Source organism: Parahaliea maris (genome assembly GCF_008064665.1).
GTDB lineage: Bacteria > Pseudomonadota > Gammaproteobacteria > Pseudomonadales > Halieaceae > Parahaliea > Parahaliea maris.
The window spans coordinates 232,842-254,259 of sequence record NZ_VRZA01000001.1; the positions used below are offsets into that span (position 1 = coordinate 232,842).

At 57.5% G+C, this 21,418-nt stretch carries 17 protein-coding genes; 8 read left to right on the top strand and 9 right to left on the bottom strand.

What is annotated here, in order from left to right:
• Positions 1 to 31: 31 nt before the first annotated feature.
• From FV139_RS00990 to FV139_RS01010, 5 genes are all read right to left on the bottom strand, one after another.
• Positions 32 to 1,705: a carboxylesterase/lipase family protein gene (locus FV139_RS00990; RefSeq protein ID WP_148066379.1), complete on the bottom strand. Its 1,674-nt coding sequence runs from the start codon at positions 1,703 to 1,705 to the stop codon at positions 32 to 34.
• A 114-nt stretch (positions 1,706 to 1,819) separates the two neighbouring features.
• Complete coding sequence (locus FV139_RS00995; protein WP_148066380.1) at positions 1,820 to 2,857, bottom strand: medium chain dehydrogenase/reductase family protein; 1,038 nt, start codon at positions 2,855 to 2,857, stop codon at positions 1,820 to 1,822.
• Between the two features lie 84 nt (positions 2,858 to 2,941).
• The gene (locus FV139_RS01000) at positions 2,942 to 3,235 is read right to left on the bottom strand and encodes a Dabb family protein (protein ID WP_148066381.1); all 294 of its coding nucleotides are present in this window, start codon (positions 3,233 to 3,235) and stop codon (positions 2,942 to 2,944) included.
• Positions 3,232 to 4,443, bottom strand: a complete 1,212-nt coding sequence (locus FV139_RS01005) for an LLM class flavin-dependent oxidoreductase (protein ID WP_213003990.1) — start codon at positions 4,441 to 4,443, stop codon at positions 3,232 to 3,234. Before FV139_RS01005 ends, FV139_RS01000 begins: the two co-directional genes overlap by 4 nt.
• A 112-nt stretch (positions 4,444 to 4,555) precedes the next feature.
• Positions 4,556 to 5,323: an SDR family NAD(P)-dependent oxidoreductase gene (locus tag FV139_RS01010; protein ID WP_148066382.1), complete on the bottom strand. Its 768-nt coding sequence runs from the start codon at positions 5,321 to 5,323 to the stop codon at positions 4,556 to 4,558.
• A 212-nt stretch (positions 5,324 to 5,535) separates the two neighbouring features.
• On the opposite strand from FV139_RS01010, the gene FV139_RS01015 reads away from it, so the two are divergent.
• From FV139_RS01015 to FV139_RS01040, 6 genes are all read left to right on the top strand, one after another.
• Positions 5,536 to 7,218 (top strand): GMC family oxidoreductase, encoded by a 1,683-nt coding sequence (locus tag FV139_RS01015; protein ID WP_148066383.1) that lies wholly within the window; start codon positions 5,536 to 5,538, stop codon positions 7,216 to 7,218.
• On the top strand, positions 7,215 to 8,663 hold the full coding sequence (locus FV139_RS01020) for a coniferyl aldehyde dehydrogenase (RefSeq protein ID WP_148066384.1): 1,449 nt from the start codon (positions 7,215 to 7,217) through the stop codon (positions 8,661 to 8,663). The genes FV139_RS01015 and FV139_RS01020 overlap by 4 nt, the downstream gene beginning before the upstream one ends.
• Before the next feature lie 60 nt (positions 8,664 to 8,723).
• Positions 8,724 to 9,911 carry an acyl-CoA dehydrogenase family protein gene (locus FV139_RS01025; RefSeq protein ID WP_148066385.1) on the top strand — a complete coding sequence of 396 codons (1,188 nt, stop codon included), beginning with the start codon at positions 8,724 to 8,726 and terminating at the stop codon, positions 9,909 to 9,911.
• Positions 9,912 to 9,938: 27 nt separating this feature from the next.
• Complete coding sequence (locus FV139_RS01030; protein ID WP_148066386.1) at positions 9,939 to 11,081, top strand: acyl-CoA dehydrogenase family protein; 1,143 nt, start codon at positions 9,939 to 9,941, stop codon at positions 11,079 to 11,081.
• Between the two features lie 135 nt (positions 11,082 to 11,216).
• A complete protein-coding gene (locus FV139_RS01035) occupies positions 11,217 to 11,789 on the top strand; it encodes a cupin domain-containing protein (protein ID WP_148066387.1) in 573 nt (190 codons plus the stop codon).
• Positions 11,790 to 11,793: 4 nt separating this feature from the next.
• Entirely contained in the window at positions 11,794 to 12,207 is a 414-nt protein-coding gene (locus tag FV139_RS01040; RefSeq protein ID WP_148066388.1) for a hypothetical protein, read from the top strand.
• A 65-nt stretch (positions 12,208 to 12,272) separates the two neighbouring features.
• On the opposite strand, the gene FV139_RS01045 is transcribed toward FV139_RS01040, so the two are convergent.
• Positions 12,273 to 13,916, bottom strand: coding sequence for an FAD-binding protein (locus FV139_RS01045; RefSeq protein WP_148066389.1), 1,644 nt, complete (start codon positions 13,914 to 13,916; stop codon positions 12,273 to 12,275).
• 242 nt (positions 13,917 to 14,158) lie between these two features.
• On the opposite strand from FV139_RS01045, the gene FV139_RS01050 reads away from it, so the two are divergent.
• Positions 14,159 to 15,403: a cytochrome P450 gene (locus FV139_RS01050; RefSeq protein ID WP_148066390.1), complete on the top strand. Its 1,245-nt coding sequence runs from the start codon at positions 14,159 to 14,161 to the stop codon at positions 15,401 to 15,403.
• Positions 15,404 to 15,462: 59 nt separating this feature from the next.
• On the opposite strand, the gene FV139_RS01055 is transcribed toward FV139_RS01050, so the two are convergent.
• Positions 15,463 to 16,539, bottom strand: a complete 1,077-nt coding sequence (locus FV139_RS01055; protein WP_148066391.1) for a phosphotransferase — start codon at positions 16,537 to 16,539, stop codon at positions 15,463 to 15,465.
• A gap of 166 nt (positions 16,540 to 16,705) precedes the next feature.
• Here FV139_RS01055 and FV139_RS01060 point away from each other — a divergent pair, with 166 nt between their 5' ends.
• Positions 16,706 to 17,752: a TIGR03857 family LLM class F420-dependent oxidoreductase gene (locus FV139_RS01060; protein ID WP_148066392.1), complete on the top strand. Its 1,047-nt coding sequence runs from the start codon at positions 16,706 to 16,708 to the stop codon at positions 17,750 to 17,752.
• 95 nt (positions 17,753 to 17,847) lie between these two features.
• Here FV139_RS01060 and FV139_RS01065 read toward each other — a convergent pair whose 3' ends face one another.
• Both FV139_RS01065 and FV139_RS01070 read right to left on the bottom strand, forming a co-directional pair.
• The gene (locus tag FV139_RS01065) at positions 17,848 to 19,044 is read right to left on the bottom strand and encodes an LLM class flavin-dependent oxidoreductase (protein ID WP_148066393.1); all 1,197 of its coding nucleotides are present in this window, start codon (positions 19,042 to 19,044) and stop codon (positions 17,848 to 17,850) included.
• A 222-nt stretch (positions 19,045 to 19,266) separates the two neighbouring features.
• Positions 19,267 to 20,505 carry a spinster family MFS transporter gene (locus FV139_RS01070; protein ID WP_187276334.1) on the bottom strand — a complete coding sequence of 413 codons (1,239 nt, stop codon included), beginning with the start codon at positions 20,503 to 20,505 and terminating at the stop codon, positions 19,267 to 19,269.
• Positions 20,506 to 21,418: the final 913 nt, after the last annotated feature.

Consider the following 21,418-nt stretch of genomic DNA (forward strand, 5'->3'; position numbering starts at 1 on the left):
CTCGGTACATCATTCGGATATCACTGGACAATCAGTCCAGTTGCGGGAGGACTTCCCATCCCTGCTCTCTCCAGAAGCGGCAAGCCCTCTCCCTGAGCCCGGTTTCAAGACGAGGCTCTGCTGAGAAGGCCAGGTGGTACTCCGCCTGATCGCCAGCGTAAGGCTTCCACTCGACCAGTCCATCGCCATTGGGGTCAGCGCCATGAACAAAGTTCGCCACGTAACGACGAAACAGCCTTGCGGCCTCCTGCTGCTCGGCATTGAAGTCCGGTACACTGCCATCAAAACTCCCCCCGAACAGCAGTTCCGTGTCAAAGCCGTGGTAGGCACCCATCTCAAGGTTCGGGCTGGTTTTGGTACCCGGTACCTGCTGTTCATACATCCAGGTTGGCACAATCCGGGAAAGCGTCATGGCCAGTTCACTGTGCGGACAGGTATAGTGCGCCTCGGTCGCCACATCGGAGAATCGCTCGATGGGTGATAGCCCGGAACCTTCCAGGGGATAGGCAACGGCGGCACTTTCGGCAATCGCTTTCGAGCCGAGTAGGCCCTCAAGCGCTGACAAATAATCCTCACTGCCCATTTGTCCCGCGCCGATCTGGAACAACAAGTCGCCATAAACCCGGCGGCCCTCATGTCGGGCTACACCGATCATCACAGGCACTCGGTGGAAGGCGCCGTTGCTGAACGCATCCGGAAATGAGCGGGGAAAGACCTGCCCGTCAACAATATTTCCGCTGCGCCCGCCCAACATGGGCATGGCCGAGAAGAAACTGATGGCTGGAGGCTTATGGGGGTTGTATACGGAAGGGAAGCGAAAAAAGGATTCGGCAGGCTGTTGCCGCATACACTCGATGGGCTGCGGTCTCTCCGCACAACCCATCTGGTTTACCAATTGCTGCCCACGGCGTTCCCCAATTTGCCAGGAGTCAGTGGGAAACCAGCAGGAGCCACCGCTCTGGATGATCGCACCGTGGAACAGGCCTTCAGCCTGTGGGCTTGCCATCAGGCCACAGACCATTGTCCCGCCGCCGGACATGCCGCCTATCGTGACCCGCTGGGGGGCACCGCCGAAGGCTGCGATTTCCCGCTGGACCCACTGTAGCGCAGCAATTGCATCGAGGTAGCCGTAGTTACCGGAAGAAAACCTGCCGGATTCTGCCGCATTCAACGCGGGGTGAGCAAAAAAGGCAAGGTGGTCCAGACGATACTGAATCATCACCACCACCGTACCGGTTTCGCGTACAAAGTCCTCCACGGGCCGGCGACCATCGCCGTTCCTTCGCCCACCACCGTGAATCCAGACGAGTACCGGGGCACCTTCGCTCAGGTCGCTGTCAGGCGTATAGACATTGAGGTATAAACAGTCTTCCGTTCCGTAAGTTTTTGCAACGCCAGCTTCATAGCGCGTCTGGGTACACACCGGGGGAAAGCTATCGGCAGCAAACTCTCCCTGCCAGCCCGCCGCTGGCTGAGGAGCTGAGAAGCGCAGCTCACCAACCGGAGGTGCCGCGAATGGAATGCCCTTGAAGGCAACGACTCCCTCGCTTTTCACGCCACGAACCTGGCCTGAACCCATACTCACTACTGCCGGTTCTGCAGAGACAGCACTGACCGTTGCCGCATTTGCCAGAAGCAGGATTACGCTCAAGACGAGCACGCAGCGGTAGATGGACAGGGAATAGGCGGATGGCTCCGGAAACATCAAGACTCCTTAAAGATTGATAAATTTAGCCTGGGGCATAATACATACCACTAGATATGTTTTAACCGGGTAAATTGCAAATTAGCTCAATGTAATCTGGTTGGTATCGACTGTTTAACCGGCCCAGCAGTCCAGCACCACCTTACCCGCGATGGCCCCGACATCGATCTCCCGGTGCACTGCCGCCGCATCCTCCAGCGGTCTGCGCTGGGCGACTACAGGCGACAGTCGACCTGCGGCTAACATTGAAAACAGCGTTTCAACATCGGCCTTGAACTCCTCCGGGTGCTTCTGGCGCCGCGTGTGAATGTTATAGAAGCTGGTCTTGCGACCATCGGGCAGAATGCGCCACAGCACGAGCAACTTGGCGAAGCCCCACAGCAGTGCGGGCACCCGCTCCTCGCCGGTAGTCACCTGCAGGGCACCAAAGGCGACGAGTTTTCCGCCAAACGCCAGGCAGCGATACGACCGGGACCAATTCTTGCCGCCGATGGTATCGAACACCGCGTCAACGCCCCGCCCGTCAGTTTTACGCATCAGCACATCGACAAAGTCTTCATTGCGGTAGTCGATGGGTTCTGCGCCCAATTCCGTCAACAGCGGGTGTTTGGCAGAGGAGGCTGTACCGTAGACCTTAAGGCCCATTTCACTGCCCAGTTCCAGCAGCGCGGTGCCCACCGCGCCGCCCGCAGCGTGTACCAGAATACTGTCACCGGGCTTCAGTGTGCATTCCCGGGTGAGCATCTGGTAGGCCGTGGTATAGGAAAGAATCATGCACACAGCGGCCGCGGGATCGAGACCCGCTGGCGCCTTCACCAGGCGATCTGCCGCCACACAGAGGTACTGGGTATATCCACCGATAACACTCATGTCGGCCACCGGATCACCCGGCACAAACCCGGAGACACCCTCCCCGATCGCATCGACTACCCCGAACCAGTCGTAGCCCAGGACGAAGGGAGGCTTGTCCTTGACATCCACATATTGCCCCTGGCGGATGATGGTATCGGTAAACCCCGTACCGGCCGTGAGCACCTTGACCCTGACCTCACCCGGCCCGGGCTCCGGAAGCTCGGCCTGCAGGACTGTGTGTAACTCCTCGGGGCCCCCGAAGGCTTTCAATTCGATACGTTTCCAGGGCTGGTGTTCCAAGCCGACCTTCCTCTCCGTTGCCGCCGCTCCCGGCCCCTGCCACAGAAGGAACCATCGCGGCCATAGTTAACCCGCCTTATCGGCTCAGAACTCGAACTGGCTGGTGGCGTAGGACGCCATCACTTCGCCACACACCGGGAATATCACCTCCGCATGCGCAGCGTGGGTCGAGTAGGTCAGAAAGTCGTCCGCTGAGGCGAACTCCGCTACTACCGCCAGCCCGGCATTACCTTCCAGCAATTCGAGGTCGAGCCCCGTGCGAAAGGCCTTGATCCCGGGAATCAGATCGGGGAGTTGCTGGAATGCAGCCAGTACGGCCTGCTTGCGCTCGTCTGTCGTATCGGCCTTGAAGTAAATAAGGGTTATATGCTGGATCATGACTTACCTGCCTTTGCCTGTTTTGCGGAAACTTCTTCTTCGTGTTGTTGGATGGCACGTTCGATGCCCCCCATGTACTCAGCCATGAAGCGGTCGGCATTGGAGGCCGCCCATTCCAGCGACGCGGTGCGGTTGTCGTTACTGTGCTGGAAGTGGGGCATTACATACTGGGCCAGCAGTTCATAGGACTTTTTAGTGGCCTCGTAACTCGCCGCGTTGTGGGCCAGTGAAAGGAACGCCCCGAAACCGCCAGATTGCTCCTGCAGGTTCCTGATGTGCTCCACCAGATCATCCGGGGTACCCACCAGGCCCACGCCGAAGGCACCCAGGCCGCCGGTGCACCAGATTTCGATGGCCTCGTCCAGGTCCTTCACCTGCGGAAACAGGTCGCCGCCGAACTTGTGGAAGTAATTGAACATGTCCATCAGGCCGAACTCGAGGTCCCGTCGCGCCTGCTCCCGGGTTTCGGCAATGTGGAAGGGCGCTACCACCCGCCAGCTGCTGCGATCCACCGTCTGGCTGTATTCCTCCGCCTTCGACTCACAGATACTCCAGCTGTCCGCCAGCGCCTCGAAGCCCTTCGGGCTGGAGGCTGCTACCGACAGCATGGCGGCGCCATACTGCCCCGCCAGCCGCGCCCCTGAGGGCGAGATCGCCGACGCCACGGCAATTTCCAGGTTTTCCTGGTAGGGCAGGATGTGCATGCGCGCCTCGTTCAGGGTGAACCAGTCGGTACTGGCGGTCACGGTTTCGCCATTGAGCAGCTTGACCAGCACGTCCAGTGACTCGCCCATGCGGTCGCGCAGCTTTTGCGGGTCCACACCCATCATGTAGGCATCGGCGATCAGCTGGCCGGGCCCCACCCCGAACATAATGCGGCCCCGGGTCTGGTGGTCCAGCTGGGCGATGCGGTCGGCCAGGATCAGGGGCTGGTGGTAGGACAGCGAGCTGACCCCGGTACCCAGGCGGATATTGCGGGTGCGCTCGGCTGCCGTGGCAATAAATACCTCAGGTGACGCGATGCACTCGTAGGCGCCTGAGTGGTGTTCGCCGATCCAGGCCTCGTCGTAGTCGAGATGATCCAGCCACTTGATCAGGTCCAGGTCCCGCTCCAGCGCAAATGTCGGGCTGGTGCGATTGTTGTGGAAGGGCGCGAAGAAGGCGCCAAAGCGCATCCGTCGGGGGATGCTGGTTGTGGTTTTGTTCATGCTTTTCCCCTGGTATTTCCCGATTGACCCGCTACCGGCTCACGCGTGTGGGTCTGACTCAGGGCATCATGCCCACGCCGGGTGTTTTGTAACTGTTTTTACACGTTTTGACTCACACACCGTAACCACCATCCACTGACAGGATTTGCCCGGTAACATAACCGGCCCGCTGCGAGGCGAGGTAGACCACCGCGTGGGCGACTTCCTCTGGCTCACCCCAGCGCTTGATGCACAAACCGGCCTGCACAGCCTCCTTCCAGGCCTCGTCAAAGGAGCCATCCGCCCAAAGACGCTTGAAGATTCCGGCATTGATAACACCAATAGCAACGCTGTTGGCCCGAATGCCAAACATGCCCTCTTCTTTCGCAATACCCTGCAGCAGCCATTCAATAGAGGCTTTGGGAGCAACAGACAGCACGTCACGTTCTGGCCATTTATGTAAACCAGCGGAGCTGATATGCACGTAGGAACCGCCGCCCCCCGCCTTCATATGGGGCAGAGATGCGTGCACGATATTGAAGAAGCCGTTTACATCGGCATCGACCACCCTTTTCCATTCATCCGGTGAGACATCCCTGATCATCAATTGCGGTATATCTGACCCTGCGGCTACCACCACGGTGTGGATTCGGTGCCGGCTGGCTATATCGTCAATCAGCGTTTTTACCCGCTGATGATCTCCAATAGACAACTGGTGGTACTCCGCCTGTCGCCCAAGGGATACCAACTGCTCCGCCGTTTGAGCGGCCCTTTCCCGGTTACCGTTGTACGTCAATACGACATCGCTACCCGCCTCGGCCAACTCTCTACAGATGACTGCGCCGGTACCGCCGCTACCGCCGATCACCAGGGCAACGCCCTCGGGAAAGTCCTGTGTCATGCACCCTCCATACGATTGAATTTGCCGGGACCCAGTGGGCCCCACTGCAATACCATTAGTCTGAAATGTTATTGAAAGAGTACTGCACAAAGATTACTATTGCAATGTTTTATGGGTCTCAAGACGCCGAGAGCTCACTACAGGAAAAAGAACATAATCTCGTCTATCAGGAACTATCCTGAAATACGAAACGCTTAAGCCCGGTACATTCAATGCCTACGTTAAGACAGAGCTACGATTACATAATAGTTGGTGCAGGATCTGCTGGCTGTGCACTGGCCAACCGCCTCTCCAGGGAGTCGAGTCGCAGTGTGCTGCTGGTGGAGGCGGGGCCCAAAGGACGCCACCCCTTATTGCGGATTCCCCTGGGATTCGCCTTCCTGATGAACCACAAAACCCTGAATTGGGGCTACCACACGGAACCCGAACAAAACCTCTCGGGGCGACGCATAAGTTGGCCACGCGGCCGGGTTCTGGGGGGCACCAGCGCCATCAATGGCATGGTCTATATTCGTGGCCAGGCAGATGATTACGATAGCTGGGCGAACCTGGGCTGCCACGGCTGGGACTACCAGAGCGTACTGCCCTATTTCCTCCGCTCCGAACATTACGCGGGCTCCCCGTCGAGCTTCCACGGACGTGGTGGCCCGCTGTGGGTAGAGGAATTCGAGCCGGCCGAACGCTGGCGGCTGGCAGATATTTTCGTTCAGGCGGCGATGGAATCCGGGCTGCCCTTTAACAACGATTTCAACGGCGCTGACCAGGAAGGCGTCGGCTATTACCAGAAGAACATCCGGCGCGGGCGCAGACACAGTGCTCGCAACGCCTATCTGGACCCGGTGTCTTCACGACCCAACCTCACCGTCGTAACGGGCATGTTGGCCCGGCGCCTCCTGCTCGACGCAAATCGGGTGAGCGGCGTTGAATTGCAATCAGACTCACCACGCTCTGCGGGGCCCCTCGTTATCAACGCGAATCGGGAAGTCATTCTCTGTGGTGGAGCCATTAACTCGCCGCAGCTCCTCGAGTTGTCTGGTATCGGCAATGGGGAATTGCTCAGTTCGCTGGGTATTGACGTCATTCGGGACGCACCTGGAGTTGGTGAAAACCTTCAGGATCACCTTACCGTGAATGTTCTGCAGGGATTATCCGGCGTGAAGACTTTTCACGAGGAGACCCGCCCACTTCGCTTGCTGGGGAATCTGGCGAAGTATGCGATGAACGGAAGTGGTTTGCTTTCTCATCCTGCTGCCCAGGTGGGCGCCTTTTTCCGAACCAGTGAACAGGTCAAAAGGCCAGATGCCCAGGTGCACTTCGCGCCAGCGGCGAGCGAAACTGACAGCCGTGGAAATATGAAAACCCGCACGGGAACCACGGCAACTGTCTGCTTCCTGCGGCCTGCCAGCCGTGGTTCCATACACATAGCATCCCCTGACCCGACACGGGCGCCGCTTATACGGGCCAACTACCTCAGCGAGCCCGAAGATGTCCAATCTACGGTCGCAGCGGTTCGGCGCGTAAGGCAAATATTCCAGGCCCCTACCTTTGCGCCTTATCGACAGAGCGAGATTTTACCCGGGCCAACCGTGAACTCTGACGAACAGCTACTGCGCTTTATCCAGGACCATGCCGAATCGGTTTACCACCCTGTAGGCACCTGCCGAATGGGCGCCGACCAGGATTCTGTGGTCGATGAGCGCTTGCGGGTGCGTGGTATTGAAGCCTTGCGTATAGCTGACGCATCCATCATGCCAATACTGATCTCCGGCAATACACACGCCCCCACCACAATGATCGCAGAGAAATGTGCCGATCTCATTCTGGAAGACTCCGGCGTCCCTCTGGAACCACTTGCAGCCAGTTACCGCCGCCAACTCGAAGGAATTCAACAATGAACGATCTTACCCAGGGTAAGCACGCAAAGGTTTCCCTTGATGACCTGTTATCGTGCCAGCGCAGAGCCTTTCGCGAGGAAGGAGAAGTCGCTCTCGCAACCCGGCTGGACAGGATTGACCGTTGTATCGCTCTCCTGGTCGACAACGTGGATGAAATCTGTGCCGCCGTGGAATCCGATTTCGGTTGTCGCTCACCTTATGTGACACAGATGATGGACATCCTGACTTCCGTCAATAGTCTCAAGTTTGTCAAAAAGAACCTGAAGAAGTGGATGCGCCCGGAGCGGCGCAAGCCCATGGCTCCGCTGAATTTTCTGGGCGCTCGCGCCTGGGTTCAGTACCAGCCCAAAGGTGTGGTGGGGATCATGACCCCCTGGAATGTCCCGGTAAACATGGTATTCAGCCCACTGGCGGATGTACTGGGAGCGGGCAACCGGGCGCTGATCAAGCCGTCTGAGTACACGCCAGCGACCAGCGAGTGCCTGAGCCGTCTGTTCAGTCGCTACTTCGAGCCTTCCGAGATCGCTGTGGTAACGGGTGGTCCGGAAGTCGGCGCAGCCTTTACCGCTCTCCCCCTCGATCACCTCATTTTCACCGGGTCTACCAGCATCGGCCGCAAAGTCATGCTCGGCGCGGCAGAAAACCTCGTGCCGGTCACCCTTGAACTGGGTGGAAAGTCTCCGGTGATCATTGGCAGTGGTGCCGATATCTACAAATCGGTCGAAACACTGATCATGGGTAAATCAATGAATGCGGGTCAGCTGTGTGTCAGCCCGGATTATTGTTTTATCCACCACAGCCAACTAGAGGCGTTCATCCGTACCGCGCAAAGCATCATCAGTGAACATTTCCCGACCATCCAGAACAACCCGGATTTCGTTGCCTGTATTAATCAGCGACATTTCAAACGTATCGCGGGCTTGATCGATGAAGCTGAGCAGGCGGGTACCCGGGTTGTTGCCTTGAGTCCGAGTGGCGAGGCGATCTCAGGGGATGACGCGCATAAAATTGCTATCCATCTGATCATCAACCCCGAGGACAACCTTGCCTGCATGCAGGAGGAATTGTTCGGTCCCATACTCTGTGTAAAAACTTACCAGACTCTGGATGAAGCCACTGATTTCATCAACGTACGGGAGAAGCCACTGGCACTCTATTATTTCGGCAGTGATCGTGAGGAAAAAGCAAAGGTACTGCGACAGACAACATCGGGTGGGGTTTCAGTCAATGCCGTCGCTTCGCATGTAGGATGCGACGACCTGCCCTTTGGTGGTATCGGCATGTCTGGGCAGGGTAACTACCGTGGTCGGGACGGTTTCAAAACATTCAGCCACGCCCGGGCCGTATACGAGGAAGGCTGGGTGAATATCGCAAAACTGGGGGGCACCTTACCTCCCTACGGTGAGAAGATTGCCAATCTACTGGCGTCACAAATCAAAAAGTAAGCCAACTAACCCGATGCATTATCTGTAACTGAGCGTGGAAACCTGACAGGAGAACGCGTAATGGAAGAACTGGAAGCGTTTCGGCGTGAAACTCGTACGTGGCTGGAAGAAAACTGTCCAGACAGTGAACGCCAGCCTGCCCTGCCCGATGATCAGTACTGGGGAGGTCGCGATGCCGCTTTCCCCAGCGAAGGAGCCCGCGTCTGGTTCGAACGCATGCGCGACAAGCACTGGATCGCTCCGGAATGGCCAAGCGCCTATGGGGGTGGCGGCCTCTCACCGGAACAGGCACATGTTCTGAAACAGGAGTTGAAGCGAATCCGCGCCCGACCGCCTCTGTGCAGCCTGGGCCTGTGGATGCTTGGCCCCGCTCTGCTGGAGTTCGGTAGTGAAGAGCAAAAGCTAGAGCACCTGCCCTCGATTGTCAGAGGGGAAATCCGCTGGTGCCAGGGTTACTCCGAGCCTGGATCAGGTTCGGATCTCGCCAGCGTGCAAACCCGGGCGGAGGACAGAGGCGATCACTTTTTGGTCAATGGCAGCAAGATCTGGACCACAGGTGCAGACAAAGCAGACTGTATTTTCTGCCTGGTAAGAACCGATCCCGGTGCGAAAAAACAGGAAGGAATCAGTTTTCTTCTCATCGATATGGCAAGCGACGGCGTCAGCGCGACTCCCATCGAACTGATCAGCGGTGAATCCGAGTTCTGTCAAACCTTCTTCGATGACGTGTTAGTGCCGAAATCGAACCTGGTAGGTGAGATCAACAAGGGGTGGAGTATCGCCAAGGCCCTGCTCGTGCATGAGCGCAAACTCATCGCTGAAATGGGTACAGAGTCACCACGAAAGCAAATTACTCCCACCGCTGCCGCACGCGAGTATCTCCCCTTCTCCGACGGACGAATAGCCGATGCGCACCTGCGAGCGGCACTGGTTGACTACGAGATGCTGTTGCAAGCCATCGCACTCACCCATATGCGATGCTACGAGGAAAAATCCACCGGTACACAGAGCGCTGCGCCGTTGATAATGAAGTATGTCGGAACCGAACTCGAAAAGGCCAAGAGTGAATTGTTACTTGCGATTATGGGTAGCAAGGGACTCGGTTGGGAGGGCGAGGGATTCAGCCAGATTGAACTCGACACACTGCGAATCTGGGCATTTTCCAAGACCCTGACCATCGCTGGCGGCACTTCCGAGATACAGCTCAACGTACTCGCCAAACGCGTGCTGGGACTTCCACAGTCCTGACGCTTGACCTGAGAGTAGAGGAATAACATGGCACTTGTACTGAATGAAGAGCAGCGACTGCTTCGGGATACAGCGCGCGAATTCTTGACGAAAAACGCACCGGTAGCCGAACTGAGAAGGCTCCGCGACAACTGCGACGAGATCGGCTACTCGCCGTCATTGTGGCAAGAAATGGTGGCACTGGGATGGGCGGGAATCCCCGTTCAGGAAGCCTTTGGAGGCCTGGACTTTGGCTACCTTGGCCTCGGCGTGGTGCTGGAAGAAACGGGTCGCACCCTGACCCCTTCGCCCCTCTTCGCAACCCTTGTACTGGGCGCTTCCGCAATACAGTTGGGGGGTAACGAGTCCCAGAAGGAACGCCTTCTTCCGGCCATTGTTGCCGGAGAGCTGACCCTGGCCCTGGCGCTGGAAGAACACAACCACCACAACCCCACCGGTTTCTCCACCTCATTGCGTAAAGAAAACGGGCAGTACCTGCTCAATGGCAGTAAATGCTTTGTGCTTGATGGCCACAGCGCGGACCAGTGCCTGGTTGTTGCGCGGAACGATAGTGGGTGCACCCAGAGCGCCGATGCCGTTTGCCTGGTACTGGTTCCCCGTGAAACAGACGGCGTCCAGTGCGACCGTACATTGATGGCAGACAGCCGCAATGCGGCAAATCTGACCTTCCAGAACGTCGTCATTGAAGATGGCTGGATTATTGGTGAGGGCAGTGAAGGGCAAACACTCCTCGAGGCGGTTCTGGATCGCGGGCGCGTGGCCCTCTGTGCAGAAATGCTGGGGCTCGCCCGGGAGGCGTTTGAGCGAACAGTGGACTATCTCAAGGAACGCACCCAGTTTGGTGTCAAAATCGGCTCCTTCCAGGCCCTGCAACATCGTGCAGCTATCATGCTGACAGAGCTGGAGCTCTGTCAGTCAGTTGTTCTACAGGCACTGACAGCTGTGGACGAAGATTCCGATCAGCTCCCTGCAATGGCCAGTCTCGCCAAGGCGAAAATGAATGAACTGGTGCAAACAGTGACCAATGAAGCGGTGCAAATGCACGGCGGGATTGGCGTGACGGACGAATTGGACATCGGCTTGTTCCTCAAACGAGCCCGCGTCTGCATGCAAGTTCTCGGCGATAGTGGCTACCATAAGGACCGGTACGCGAGGTTATGCGGATACTGACCCCATTGACGTCCCTGCGCCAGGCAACGGCAGAAAGATTGTCATGCCATACCCACGACCCACGATCGAGGGTAGTGATTTTGCTACACCCACACAATGCGGGCAGAGTGCCCCATACATCTCAGGAGGCCACCTATGGATAACAACAACCCCGCGCCTGCTCCCGGAGCACGCCCCAGGAAAGGCATTGACATATTCCGCTTTGCCGACGCCAACCCGCTCACCGAAGAGCAAATGCCCATGGAAGGTATTGATGACAGCGTGATGGCCGGCTTCAGCAAACTGATTGAAGCTGGCGGTGCTGAGAGTGGCGGCGAGAAGGTGCTGTGCCTGTATCGCGAACCGGAGGACGATGGGCTCAGCCTGTGTTATGCATGGTTCAAGAGCGGTTTTGTTCTACCCCGTCACTCCCACAGCGCTGACTGCCTTTACTATGTTATCGCTGGTGAGGTACACCTCGGTAAGCAGGTACTGTGCAAGGGGGACGGCTTTTTCGTACCGGCGGATGCTCCCTACAGCTACGTCGCCGGGCCGGACGGCGCCGAAGTCCTCGAGTTTCGCAATGCCGCGCGCTTCAATATCCTGTTTCGTAATAACGATGAATCCCACTGGGAGAAAATGGCGCAGGCGTTCCGGGATAACGGCGAGAAATGGAAGTCAGAGATCGTACCACCTTCAGATAAGAGCGCCCTCACGGCACAGGGGTGAGCCCATGAACGAAGATGTCGGCCAAGGCCAACAGCACCAGGACCAGGACCAGGACCAGAGCGTTCCGGACCTGGCTGCCCTCATTGACAACAAGACACTTTATTTCGACCCGGACGACAAAGCCAACGGCAGCCTCTATCTGTGCCTGGACGCGCCTGAGGAGGGAAACGTGCCCGGCTTCATCGCCAGGGCACGGGAAGCTGGTTTGTGGTCAGGCGCGCCCCCAAAGTGCGTTGAGGACAACCAGAAGAGCGCCTACAAGTCGCAGTTGGAGCTGCTGGATGTTTACCAGGGTCGTATCGTTGGCGAAGACATTGTACTGGCCCGGTGTAACCACCCGGCGTTCCCCTCGGACGAACGCCGCTGGAACGAGTGGAAGTCCCTGGCACGGCAATTCGCGGATGCGCCCACCGCTTGACGGGGGCGCGACGCCTGAAGCAGAGTCACGCTATCACGGGTACGCCACAACGAGCGGCCCTGGAATCAGCGACACAGGTCCCGAGCGGCCCTGCGCCCGGAAAAGATGCAGTCCGCAACCGATAGCCCGGTGACATAACTGTTGGAAGGGATTCCAACCGCGTTGCGGCCCGCGGCATACAAACCGGGCACCGGCTCGCCGCTTTCCTTCAACACCCGACCAGAGGCCTCGTCGACCTGCAGCCCTCCCAGGGTGATCACCGGCGTAATACCACCCTTCCCTGCCGACAGGTCGATGGCGTAGAACGGGGGTTTGACTATCGCCTGGATATATTCCGGCGATTTTTGAAATTCGTCCCTTTCACCTTTCTCGGCGATGGCATTGTAAGACGCTACCGTTTCGCGCAGACCGCTTGGATCAATACCGGTGCGGCTGGCCAGTTCGTCCAGACTATCCGCCTTGACGGCCTTGGAGATAGCGTCCCTGAACTGCAGCCGGGTGATGAGACGCGCGGTTTTTGCACTGATTTCACTGACACTCTGATCATACAGCGTGCTGTCCAGGATCAGGATGCCGTTAGCTTCATGATTGCGCATCATCTCGGTACCGATGGCGGCACCGTACAGGGTTTCGCTGACATAGCGGTTACCCTGACGATTGACCAGAATGGCCCTGGTCCAGCTCACCGGAGGGTTGATGAAGCGCCAGGCAGACGCGTTGCCCATATGCTTGAGGGCGCCGCCGACACTGGCCCCCAACGCAATACCCGATCCGTCGTCACCCGCGGTACCAAGACGCATACCCGGCTCGAACCTGGCGGCATACTTTTTCACCATCTCGCGATTGAAGATGAACCCGCCGGCGGCGAGGACCACGCCCTTCCTCGCTTTGATCCTGACGCCCTCACCGCGGCTGCCTTTCTCGATACCATCCGCCCAGGCACGGAATACATCGGCGACACCCGGTGAGTACATATGCGTCGCTACAGCCAGTCTGGACCACAGGCGGTGGCGGAGTGCGGCGAACCTGGAGGACGCCAGCGCGCCACATTCGACACCCACCACTCGTCCGGTCTGGTCGACAACCAGCCGATTAACCCGATGCTGGCGATAAAAAGCGGGCTTGAGGCGCGCCACTGCCGCGGCGATCGGCTTATAGAACGCCGGGCCCATGGCAGACCACTTGGCAATACCATTCGGTATGTGACCCCGGGCGGCCGGATCGGCCTCTCTCGAATAGGTATAGTCGAGTTCGTTGCCAGAGGGGTAAAGAGAGTAACCGTGAACGGGATACGTCGTTTTCTGGTTGAACAGGCCGCCCGAGAATGCAACGCCGTGACCGGCGAGCCAGTCGATGTTTTCCGGGCTCTGGCGGCAAAATTCAAGGACGGTTTCGTCATTGACAACACCGTCGGTCTCCTGCCGCAGGTAGCGGTACATATTGTCGACGCTGTCCTCAACCCCGAGGCGCTTCTGCAGGCTGGTCCCGCCCCCCGCATAAATGACGGAGCCACTGATGGCCGTTGCCCCGCCCCCCTCAAAGCGGTCCACAACCGCCACGCTTGCCCCCTGCTCGAGGGCCTCCAGCGCAGTCACGGCGCCCGCACCGCCATAACCGACGACAATGACATCGTACTCTCGATCAAACTGCACGCTGCCATCGTCCGTTAACGGCGGACTGACGCGCGTACCCGGCAGAACTTCGCTCATAAGGGGTCTTCACCTGTTATTGTTCACGCTCTGGCCAGCTTGCCATCAATAGCGAAACAGGCCTTCAAGGGTTGGATATATTACATTCTTTTCATTATGTTTTATACTACTGCAAGGCCGAGAATGCGCATAGTTGGATACCGTGAGCGGCCGACGGCCTGGCCGCTTCCACCGCACCGAGAATTCAAAGGGTAACGCGGTGCTTTTGCCGATACCGAGAGACCACAACCAGGAACACTGCCATGTCACAATGTCCGTTCTCCAATCTGATGGACCCGAAATTTCTGTCTTCAGGCTATGACGCCGCTGCAGTTGCTGCTATTCGCGAGGCCGGACCCGCGGTCAGGATCGAGGACCCACTGACCGGCGTCCCCTACTGGGCGGTAACACGTCATGCCGCGATTGATTTCGTATCAAAGAATAACAACCTGTTTTCATCCCGCCTCCGTGCAGCGGTACCCATGGAATTCGACCAGGAGATGGTCGATAACATCCAGTCCCGAATGTTTCTTAACCTGGATCCCCCGGAGAACCTCGAGTATCGGAAACTAATCCGCGATCACTTCTCCCCTGCTGCCGTTGCCGGCTACGAACCTCGCGCACGGCAATACGCCAGTGAGATTGTTGACCGGGTGATCGATCGGGGTGAATGCGAGTTTGTCACCGATATCGCGGCAGAACTTCCCCTGTTGATGATCCTCGACTTTTTCGACATTCCGGCCGAAGACCGAAAGGACTTCTTCGAGTGGACCAACCTGATGATGTTTGCCGACGATCCTGACAGCCAGGTGAGCGAGGATGCCGGCATGCAAGCTGCGGCCAACATCATGATGTACGCCCACGAACTGGCGGCAAAATGGCGCGGCTCGAACGAAAGGAATGTCAGCAGCCAATTGCTGAATGGCGAGATCAATGGTGAACCTGTATCGGATGAAACCTTTGCCTGGATCGTGCTCATGATTCTTTCGGCCGGCAATGAGAGCACCCGAACCACGATTACCCACGGGATGCGCAATCTGATTGCCAACCCCGAGCAATACCGCTACCTGCAGGAGCATCCCGACAAACTGGACGACGCGATTCTGGAAATCGTGCGTTACAACCCGCCCTTCGTCTGCATGCGGAGGACAGCGACCCAGGACATCACGGCTCCCGAACTCGGCAACGCACCCATCAAAAAGGGCGACAAGGTCATTATGTACTACCCCGGTGCGAATCGGGATGAAGCGATCTTCGCACAGGACCCGGAAGCCTTCGATATTCACCGAAGCGATTACCAGGATATGGTGAGGGATATCCGTTCATTCGGGATTGGCCGCCACAACTGCTTCGGGATGAACCTCGCGAAAATGGAAATGCAGGTAATGCTTGGAGAAATCTTGCGCCGTATCGATAATCCCAGGCTGAGTGGCGACGTATTGTACATGCACTCGAATTTCATCCAGGGCATCAAGGCAATGCCGATCACTTTTGACAAACGCACCTGACGCCCTTTCGCGAGCAAGGCCGAACAGCGCCTTGTTCGCATTAGGCCCCTATCGCCGAACTAGCCCAGGAACTCCCCTGCCCCCAGATCCAGGCAGTGCTGAACATGGCGCCGGATCATCGCAGAGAACATCGCGTCCGCCCGTGGGTCCGGCGAGCTGAAACTGGCCCCCAGAATCATGATCATCAGGCCGTGCATGGAGTACTCACGATACTGGTCCCAGCAGTCGCTCTCCGGGAGTTCCAAACCATGATCCGCCAGCACCCCCCTGAAGTAGGCGACCATCTCCCGTTCCCACTGCCGGCGATCCCCGGTTTCCACACTTCCTCCCATAAAGTAGGCGAGATCGGCCAGCGGGCTGGATTCACTGGCCGTCTGCCAATCAACCGCTGTTGCCGTATCCACGCCAAACAGAATATTCTCGCTCCGGAAATCGCCATGGATCAGGGTTTTAGGGCCCGTATAACGCGTTGCAAAAATCGTGTGGCGCCCAATATAGTCTTCGCCAAACTCCCGCGCTTCTGCCGACAATGCAGCCTGAAACCGATCTACAAAGCCGGGCCAGCACTGTTCCATCAGCGCCTGCGCCATAGCTCCGCCATCTTCGCGTGCCGGGCTCATTACATAGTCCCGCCCCCCCAGGGTCTCGTCGCCGTAGAAGCTGGCAGCCAGTTTCGCCGCTTCCCGTGCAGCCAGCGTGGTATGTTCCCGGGAAGCGCCCTCCAGATTATTACCCGCTGAAGCGTCGCTTATATCCTCCATGAGAAGTAGAAAACCCTTACGATCATCGGAAAGTTCGCTGGCATAGATTCGGGGCGTTTTCATCGGTGTCGCGGGTGCGAGCTCCCGGTAGAACATGACTTCCTTGTAGTATGCACCCTGAGCACCTGCCATCTCCCGCGCCCGCGCGTCCTCCGCCGGAAATTTACCGACAATGGTAGCTGGTGCCCCTTGTGCCGGGCCACTGTAGCTAAGCCGCAGGCGAGCATTGGCTCCCATTTTTCCGTGTCCTATCAAACTGTAATCGACATCACGAACGTTAACCCTATCGGCTATTGCTCCTGACTCCTGTAGATAGACGGTCAACCGCTCCGGACTTAACTCGGCAGGAGTGGATGGAAATTCAAACTGACTCATTGGAATACCCTGACTACACTGATTGAAGAGCCCGGCGGATGGCCCGGGTAACTTGCAGCATGCTTTATTACATTGCCAGATAAATGTTATTGTAGCGCAAAGTGTAACACCTTTTGCACGCCGATAAAGGCATTCCAGTCGCTGACACTGATCCAGGACAATAATTATGAGCCACACCGAATTTCCCGAACTAAGCTGTTACCTGCTGCCGGGACACACCACGACACCTGCAGACGCCATCACGGAGGCCGCCGCCGCTGAAGAACTTGGGTTGGGCCGGGTCTGGCTGTCTGAGCGCTTTGACGTCAAGGATGCCGGAGTCATCTGCAGCGCGGCGTTGGCGACAACCCGCCGGATTCACGTCGCAACCGCCGCGACCAACTTGCATACTCGACATCCGCTGGTACTCGCCACCATGTGCTCCAGCCTGCACTACCTCTCCGAAGGCCGTTTTGAGCTGGGACTGAGTCGAGGCGTGGCCCTGCGCAACCAGTTGATGGGTCTGGAAAACGTGAACAATAAGAAATTTGTCGAAGGCATCGAGCTCCTGCGAACATTGTGGTCCGGAGAAAGTGTTCTGGACCACAAGGGTGAACTGGGCCATTTCCCCTACCTGAGCATGGGCAAGTGGATGGATGCGCAAATCCCCCTGCATTTCGTCGGTTTCGGGCCTGCAAGCCTGAAGTTCGCCGGAGGCCACTTTGACGGCATACACCTGCACACGTTCATTACACCCCACGGGCTGAAACGTGCCCGCGCATTCGTTCAGGCGGGGGCGGAAAAGGCTGGACGCGATCCTGACGCCGTTAAACTCCACGCAGTTCTGGCCACCGCATGCAACCCGAGCAGAGAAGATTATCTGCGCAAAATCGTTGCTCGTATGGCCACCTACATGCAGGCGCCGGGCTATGCAGAGCTACTGATCCAGCTCAATGAGTGGGACCCGCAAGTACTTGAGCAATTCAGAGCGAGTCCGGCAGTGACCTCGATTCCCGGCGGCATCGACAGTGTGGCCACACTCGACCAACTCGAGGAAATCAGCGAGCTGATCCCGAAAGAATGGCTGCACGCAGCTGTGGGGACGGCAGAAGAATGCGCCCGTGCCTGGCAGGCCGAACTGGACAATGGGGCCGATAGTGTCGTGATTCACGGCTCTACTCCGGAGGAATTCACGCCGGTGCTTGATGCCTATCGGGAACTCAAGCACGCTTGATCGGGTAACGCGCGGCATTCATACACAAAAAAATGCCCCGGCTCCGAGCGAGCCGAGGCTAACAACTCCCACACTTGCGGGCCATGAACCTGGCACTAGCCAGCTTTCTGTTGTTTCTGCCGTGTTTCTTCTTCGTGTTGCTGGATAGCCCGCTCGATACCGCCCATGTACTCGGCCATGAAGCGGTCGGCGTTGGAAGCGGCCCACTCCAGCGAGGCCGTGCGGTTGTCGTTGCTGTGCTGGAAGTGGGGCATCACGTACTGGGCCAACAGCTCGTAGGACTTTTTAGTGGCCTCGTAACTCGCCGCATTGTGCGCCAGCGACAGGAACGCACCAAACCCGCCCGACTGCTGCTGCAGGTTCTTGATATGGTCCACAAGGTCGTCCGGAGTTCCCACCAGGCCTACACCGAACGCCCCCAGGCCGCCGGTACACCAGATCTCGATGGCCTCGTCCAGATCCTTCACCTGCGGGAAGAGGTCGCCGCCGAACTTGTGGAAGTAGTTGAACATGTCCATCAGGCCATACTCGAGGTCCCGCCGTGCCTGCTCCCGGGTTTCGGCAATGTGGAAAGGTGCTACCACCCGCCAGGTCTTGCGATCCACTGTCTGGGAATACTCGGCCGCCTTCGACTCACAGATACTCCAGCTGTCCGCCAGCGCCTCAAAGCCTTTCGGGCTGGACGCAGCCACCGACAGCATGGCAGCGCCGTACTGCCCCGCCAGTCGCGCGCCGGAGGGAGAAATCGCCGAAGCCACGGCAATCTCCAGATTCTCCTGGTAGGGCAGGATGTGCATGCGTGCCTCATTCAGGGTAAACCAGTCGGTACTGGCCGTCACGGTTTCACCATTGAGCAGCTTGACCAGCACGTCCAGGGACTCGCCCATACGGTCGCGGAGCTTTTGCGGGTCCACGCCCATCATGTAGGCATCGGCAATCAGCTGCCCGGGCCCTACCCCGAACATGATCCGGCCCCGGGTCTGATGGTCCAGTTGGGCGATGCGGTCCGCCAGGATCAGCGGTTGGTGGTAGGACAGCGAGCTGACCCCGGTGCCGAGGCGGATGTTCCGGGTACGCTCGGCTGCCGTGGCAATGAACACTTCGGGGGAGGCAATACATTCGTAGGCACCCGAGTGGTGCTCGCCGATCCAGGCCTCGTCGTAGTCGAGATGATCCAGCCACTTGATCAGGTCCAGATCGCGCTCCAGGGCGAATGTCGGGCTGGTGCGATTGTTGTGAAAGGGCGCGAAGAAGGCGCCAAAGCGCAGTCGTTTACCGGGTTGGTTAGTCATGTGAGCCTCGCTTACCAAAACATTTCTCTATATATGTTTTTAAATCTAGCAAGGCCCTCTCTCGACATCAAGCCTTGCCCCAAATTCCGGGCTAAATTATTGTACCAATGCACCGCTTCGCAGCAGGTGACGGCTCATTACCTGACACCGACTAGATTGCGGAAAACAGGCACGCCAATTCCACTGATCAAGTTGCCGCGGGAGGACATCAAACAAATGCCACTAAATGCTGCGCGCCGTGAGCGGTTGCTTGCCGACAACCTTGCCATCACCCATTGCCCGCGCTGTGAGAAAGTACATGGCCGCCGCGGCAAGCGGTGCGGCGCTCAGTGCTACCAGTGAATAGCGAACTGCCTCTGTCCCGTACGCCGGCTCGAGCCGGGCATTCAGGTCCCCCACCACGAGTGGCCCGAGCCCCGTTCCAATCAGGCTAGCCAACATAGACCAGGTTGCAGCTGCGACCGAACGCGAGTTACCGGGTACCAGCTGCACGGCCAGGGTCATCGTAGCCGGAGTCCAGGCTGCCCCCAGCAGAGAGGCCGCAATGGACCAGATAAAAGCCTGCGGCATGATTCCGAAAAACGAAAGGTCAGTGGGATACAAGTAGAATGTAATTGTCAGGGGCACGAGTACCACGCTGACAATGCCCGGTAGCCAGGCGTACCAGCGCTTGTCTCGCTGGGCCAGTTTGTCGATATAGTAGGCAAAGAAAAGCGCGCCGATAGCGGTAGGAAGCGCACCGGTGATAAAGTACCAGACACCAGCCTGCGAGGCGTCCATTTCGTAAACCCGGCGCAGAAAGGTGGGTTCCCACAACGCCCTGCCCATAGCAGGGATCGACACCAGGCAGGCTGAGATCGTCAGATAGACAAACGGTTTGATCGCTGCCAGTTCGCGCATCTGCAACCAGAGGTTGTCTCCTACCCGGCGATCGTCCGATTGCCGGTAGTCCCGCACGGTAAAGACAAAAAGCCCGGCGAGGAATATTCCGGGGAGTCCAACACTGATGAGCGCTATACGCCAACCCCAGTTTGAACTGGCCCACCCGCCGTACACCGTACCCAGGGCAAGGCCTGCGATGGAACCGACTGTCAGTAGCGCCATAGCTCGGGCGCGACGCTCAGGGGGGACGTACTCAGCGATCATCGCCTGGTTTGGGGGACTGGCGCCAGCCTCCCCAAAACCTACACCTACCCTCGTTAGCGCCATCTGTATGAAATTCTGGGCCATTCCGCCCAGGGCCGTCATTACGCTCCAGGTGAACAACGCAAGCGAGACCACCTTGGGACGGGACCAGCGGTCTGCGAGACGCGCCAGAGGGATGCCGGCCAGAAAATAGGTGACAGCAAATGCCAGTCCCATCAGGAACCCCATCTGCCGGTCATCCAGCGCGAGATCACGGCTGATCTCATCAACCATTACCGACAGGATCGTCCGGTCACAGGTATTGAAAACCGACACAAAGAATATCAGGACAAGCACATACCGTGTGTAGCGCCTGGTGGGTGCGGGATCAGAACCGGCAGTCATTATTGCGAACCATTAGCTATTCTCAAATCTGGCTATTCTGGCTGCTCAAGGCAGCGGATAGCATGAGGCTTACCTATGTGCTGAATCAACGCCGGTTGCCCGCAGCGGGTCAAGCCAGCGCACCATTTCATAGGATTTATACAGCACTGTTATTTTCTATTTCTCTTTGGCTTGATTCACCCTTGCGGACTAGCGACGCCTGACAGACCCTGGCGCCAAATCCCGGCCGATCGTTATTTTCGACTTTTCCGGGCATTCCTGCGAGCCGTCATCCTGCATAGGTCCAATCAGGATCTCCCGCTTTCAAGGAGACTGCATTCGGACCGGATTGTCAATATCTATAGAAATGTTTTATATACCTTATAACGCCGAAATCGGCCCAGGAAATGACACATAAGTTCAGAGTTCTATCGGACAGGATATACTTAACTATATGTTTTATAAGATATTTATCCCTGTAGTCACGAAACGATCGGGCCGTTGACAATATTGGCTATATGGTAGCTCTTTGAAATGTTTTATCTTCCAATCCAGATATCCCCCTGAAACGGCCATCCTCTGCTAATCGCTTGATTTCAGATAGCTTTTACCTCCGCTCAGCGCCCGCCTGGCTTGCCGCACATGCCCATATCACCACACCAAAGGCTTCATCAAACGGTGTTTCCACGCAGCAGCTACGGAACAAACATTTTTTCACATATTAAATTTCATGTGAAATGTTTACTTTGGTTTACCGCCATACTAGTATCCTCATCAAAGGCCCTATCACGCCCAATATAATGATTCCAGGCAGGCAGAAATGAACACCGGCACCATAATCCATCCAGCAGAGTGCAGTACGCAG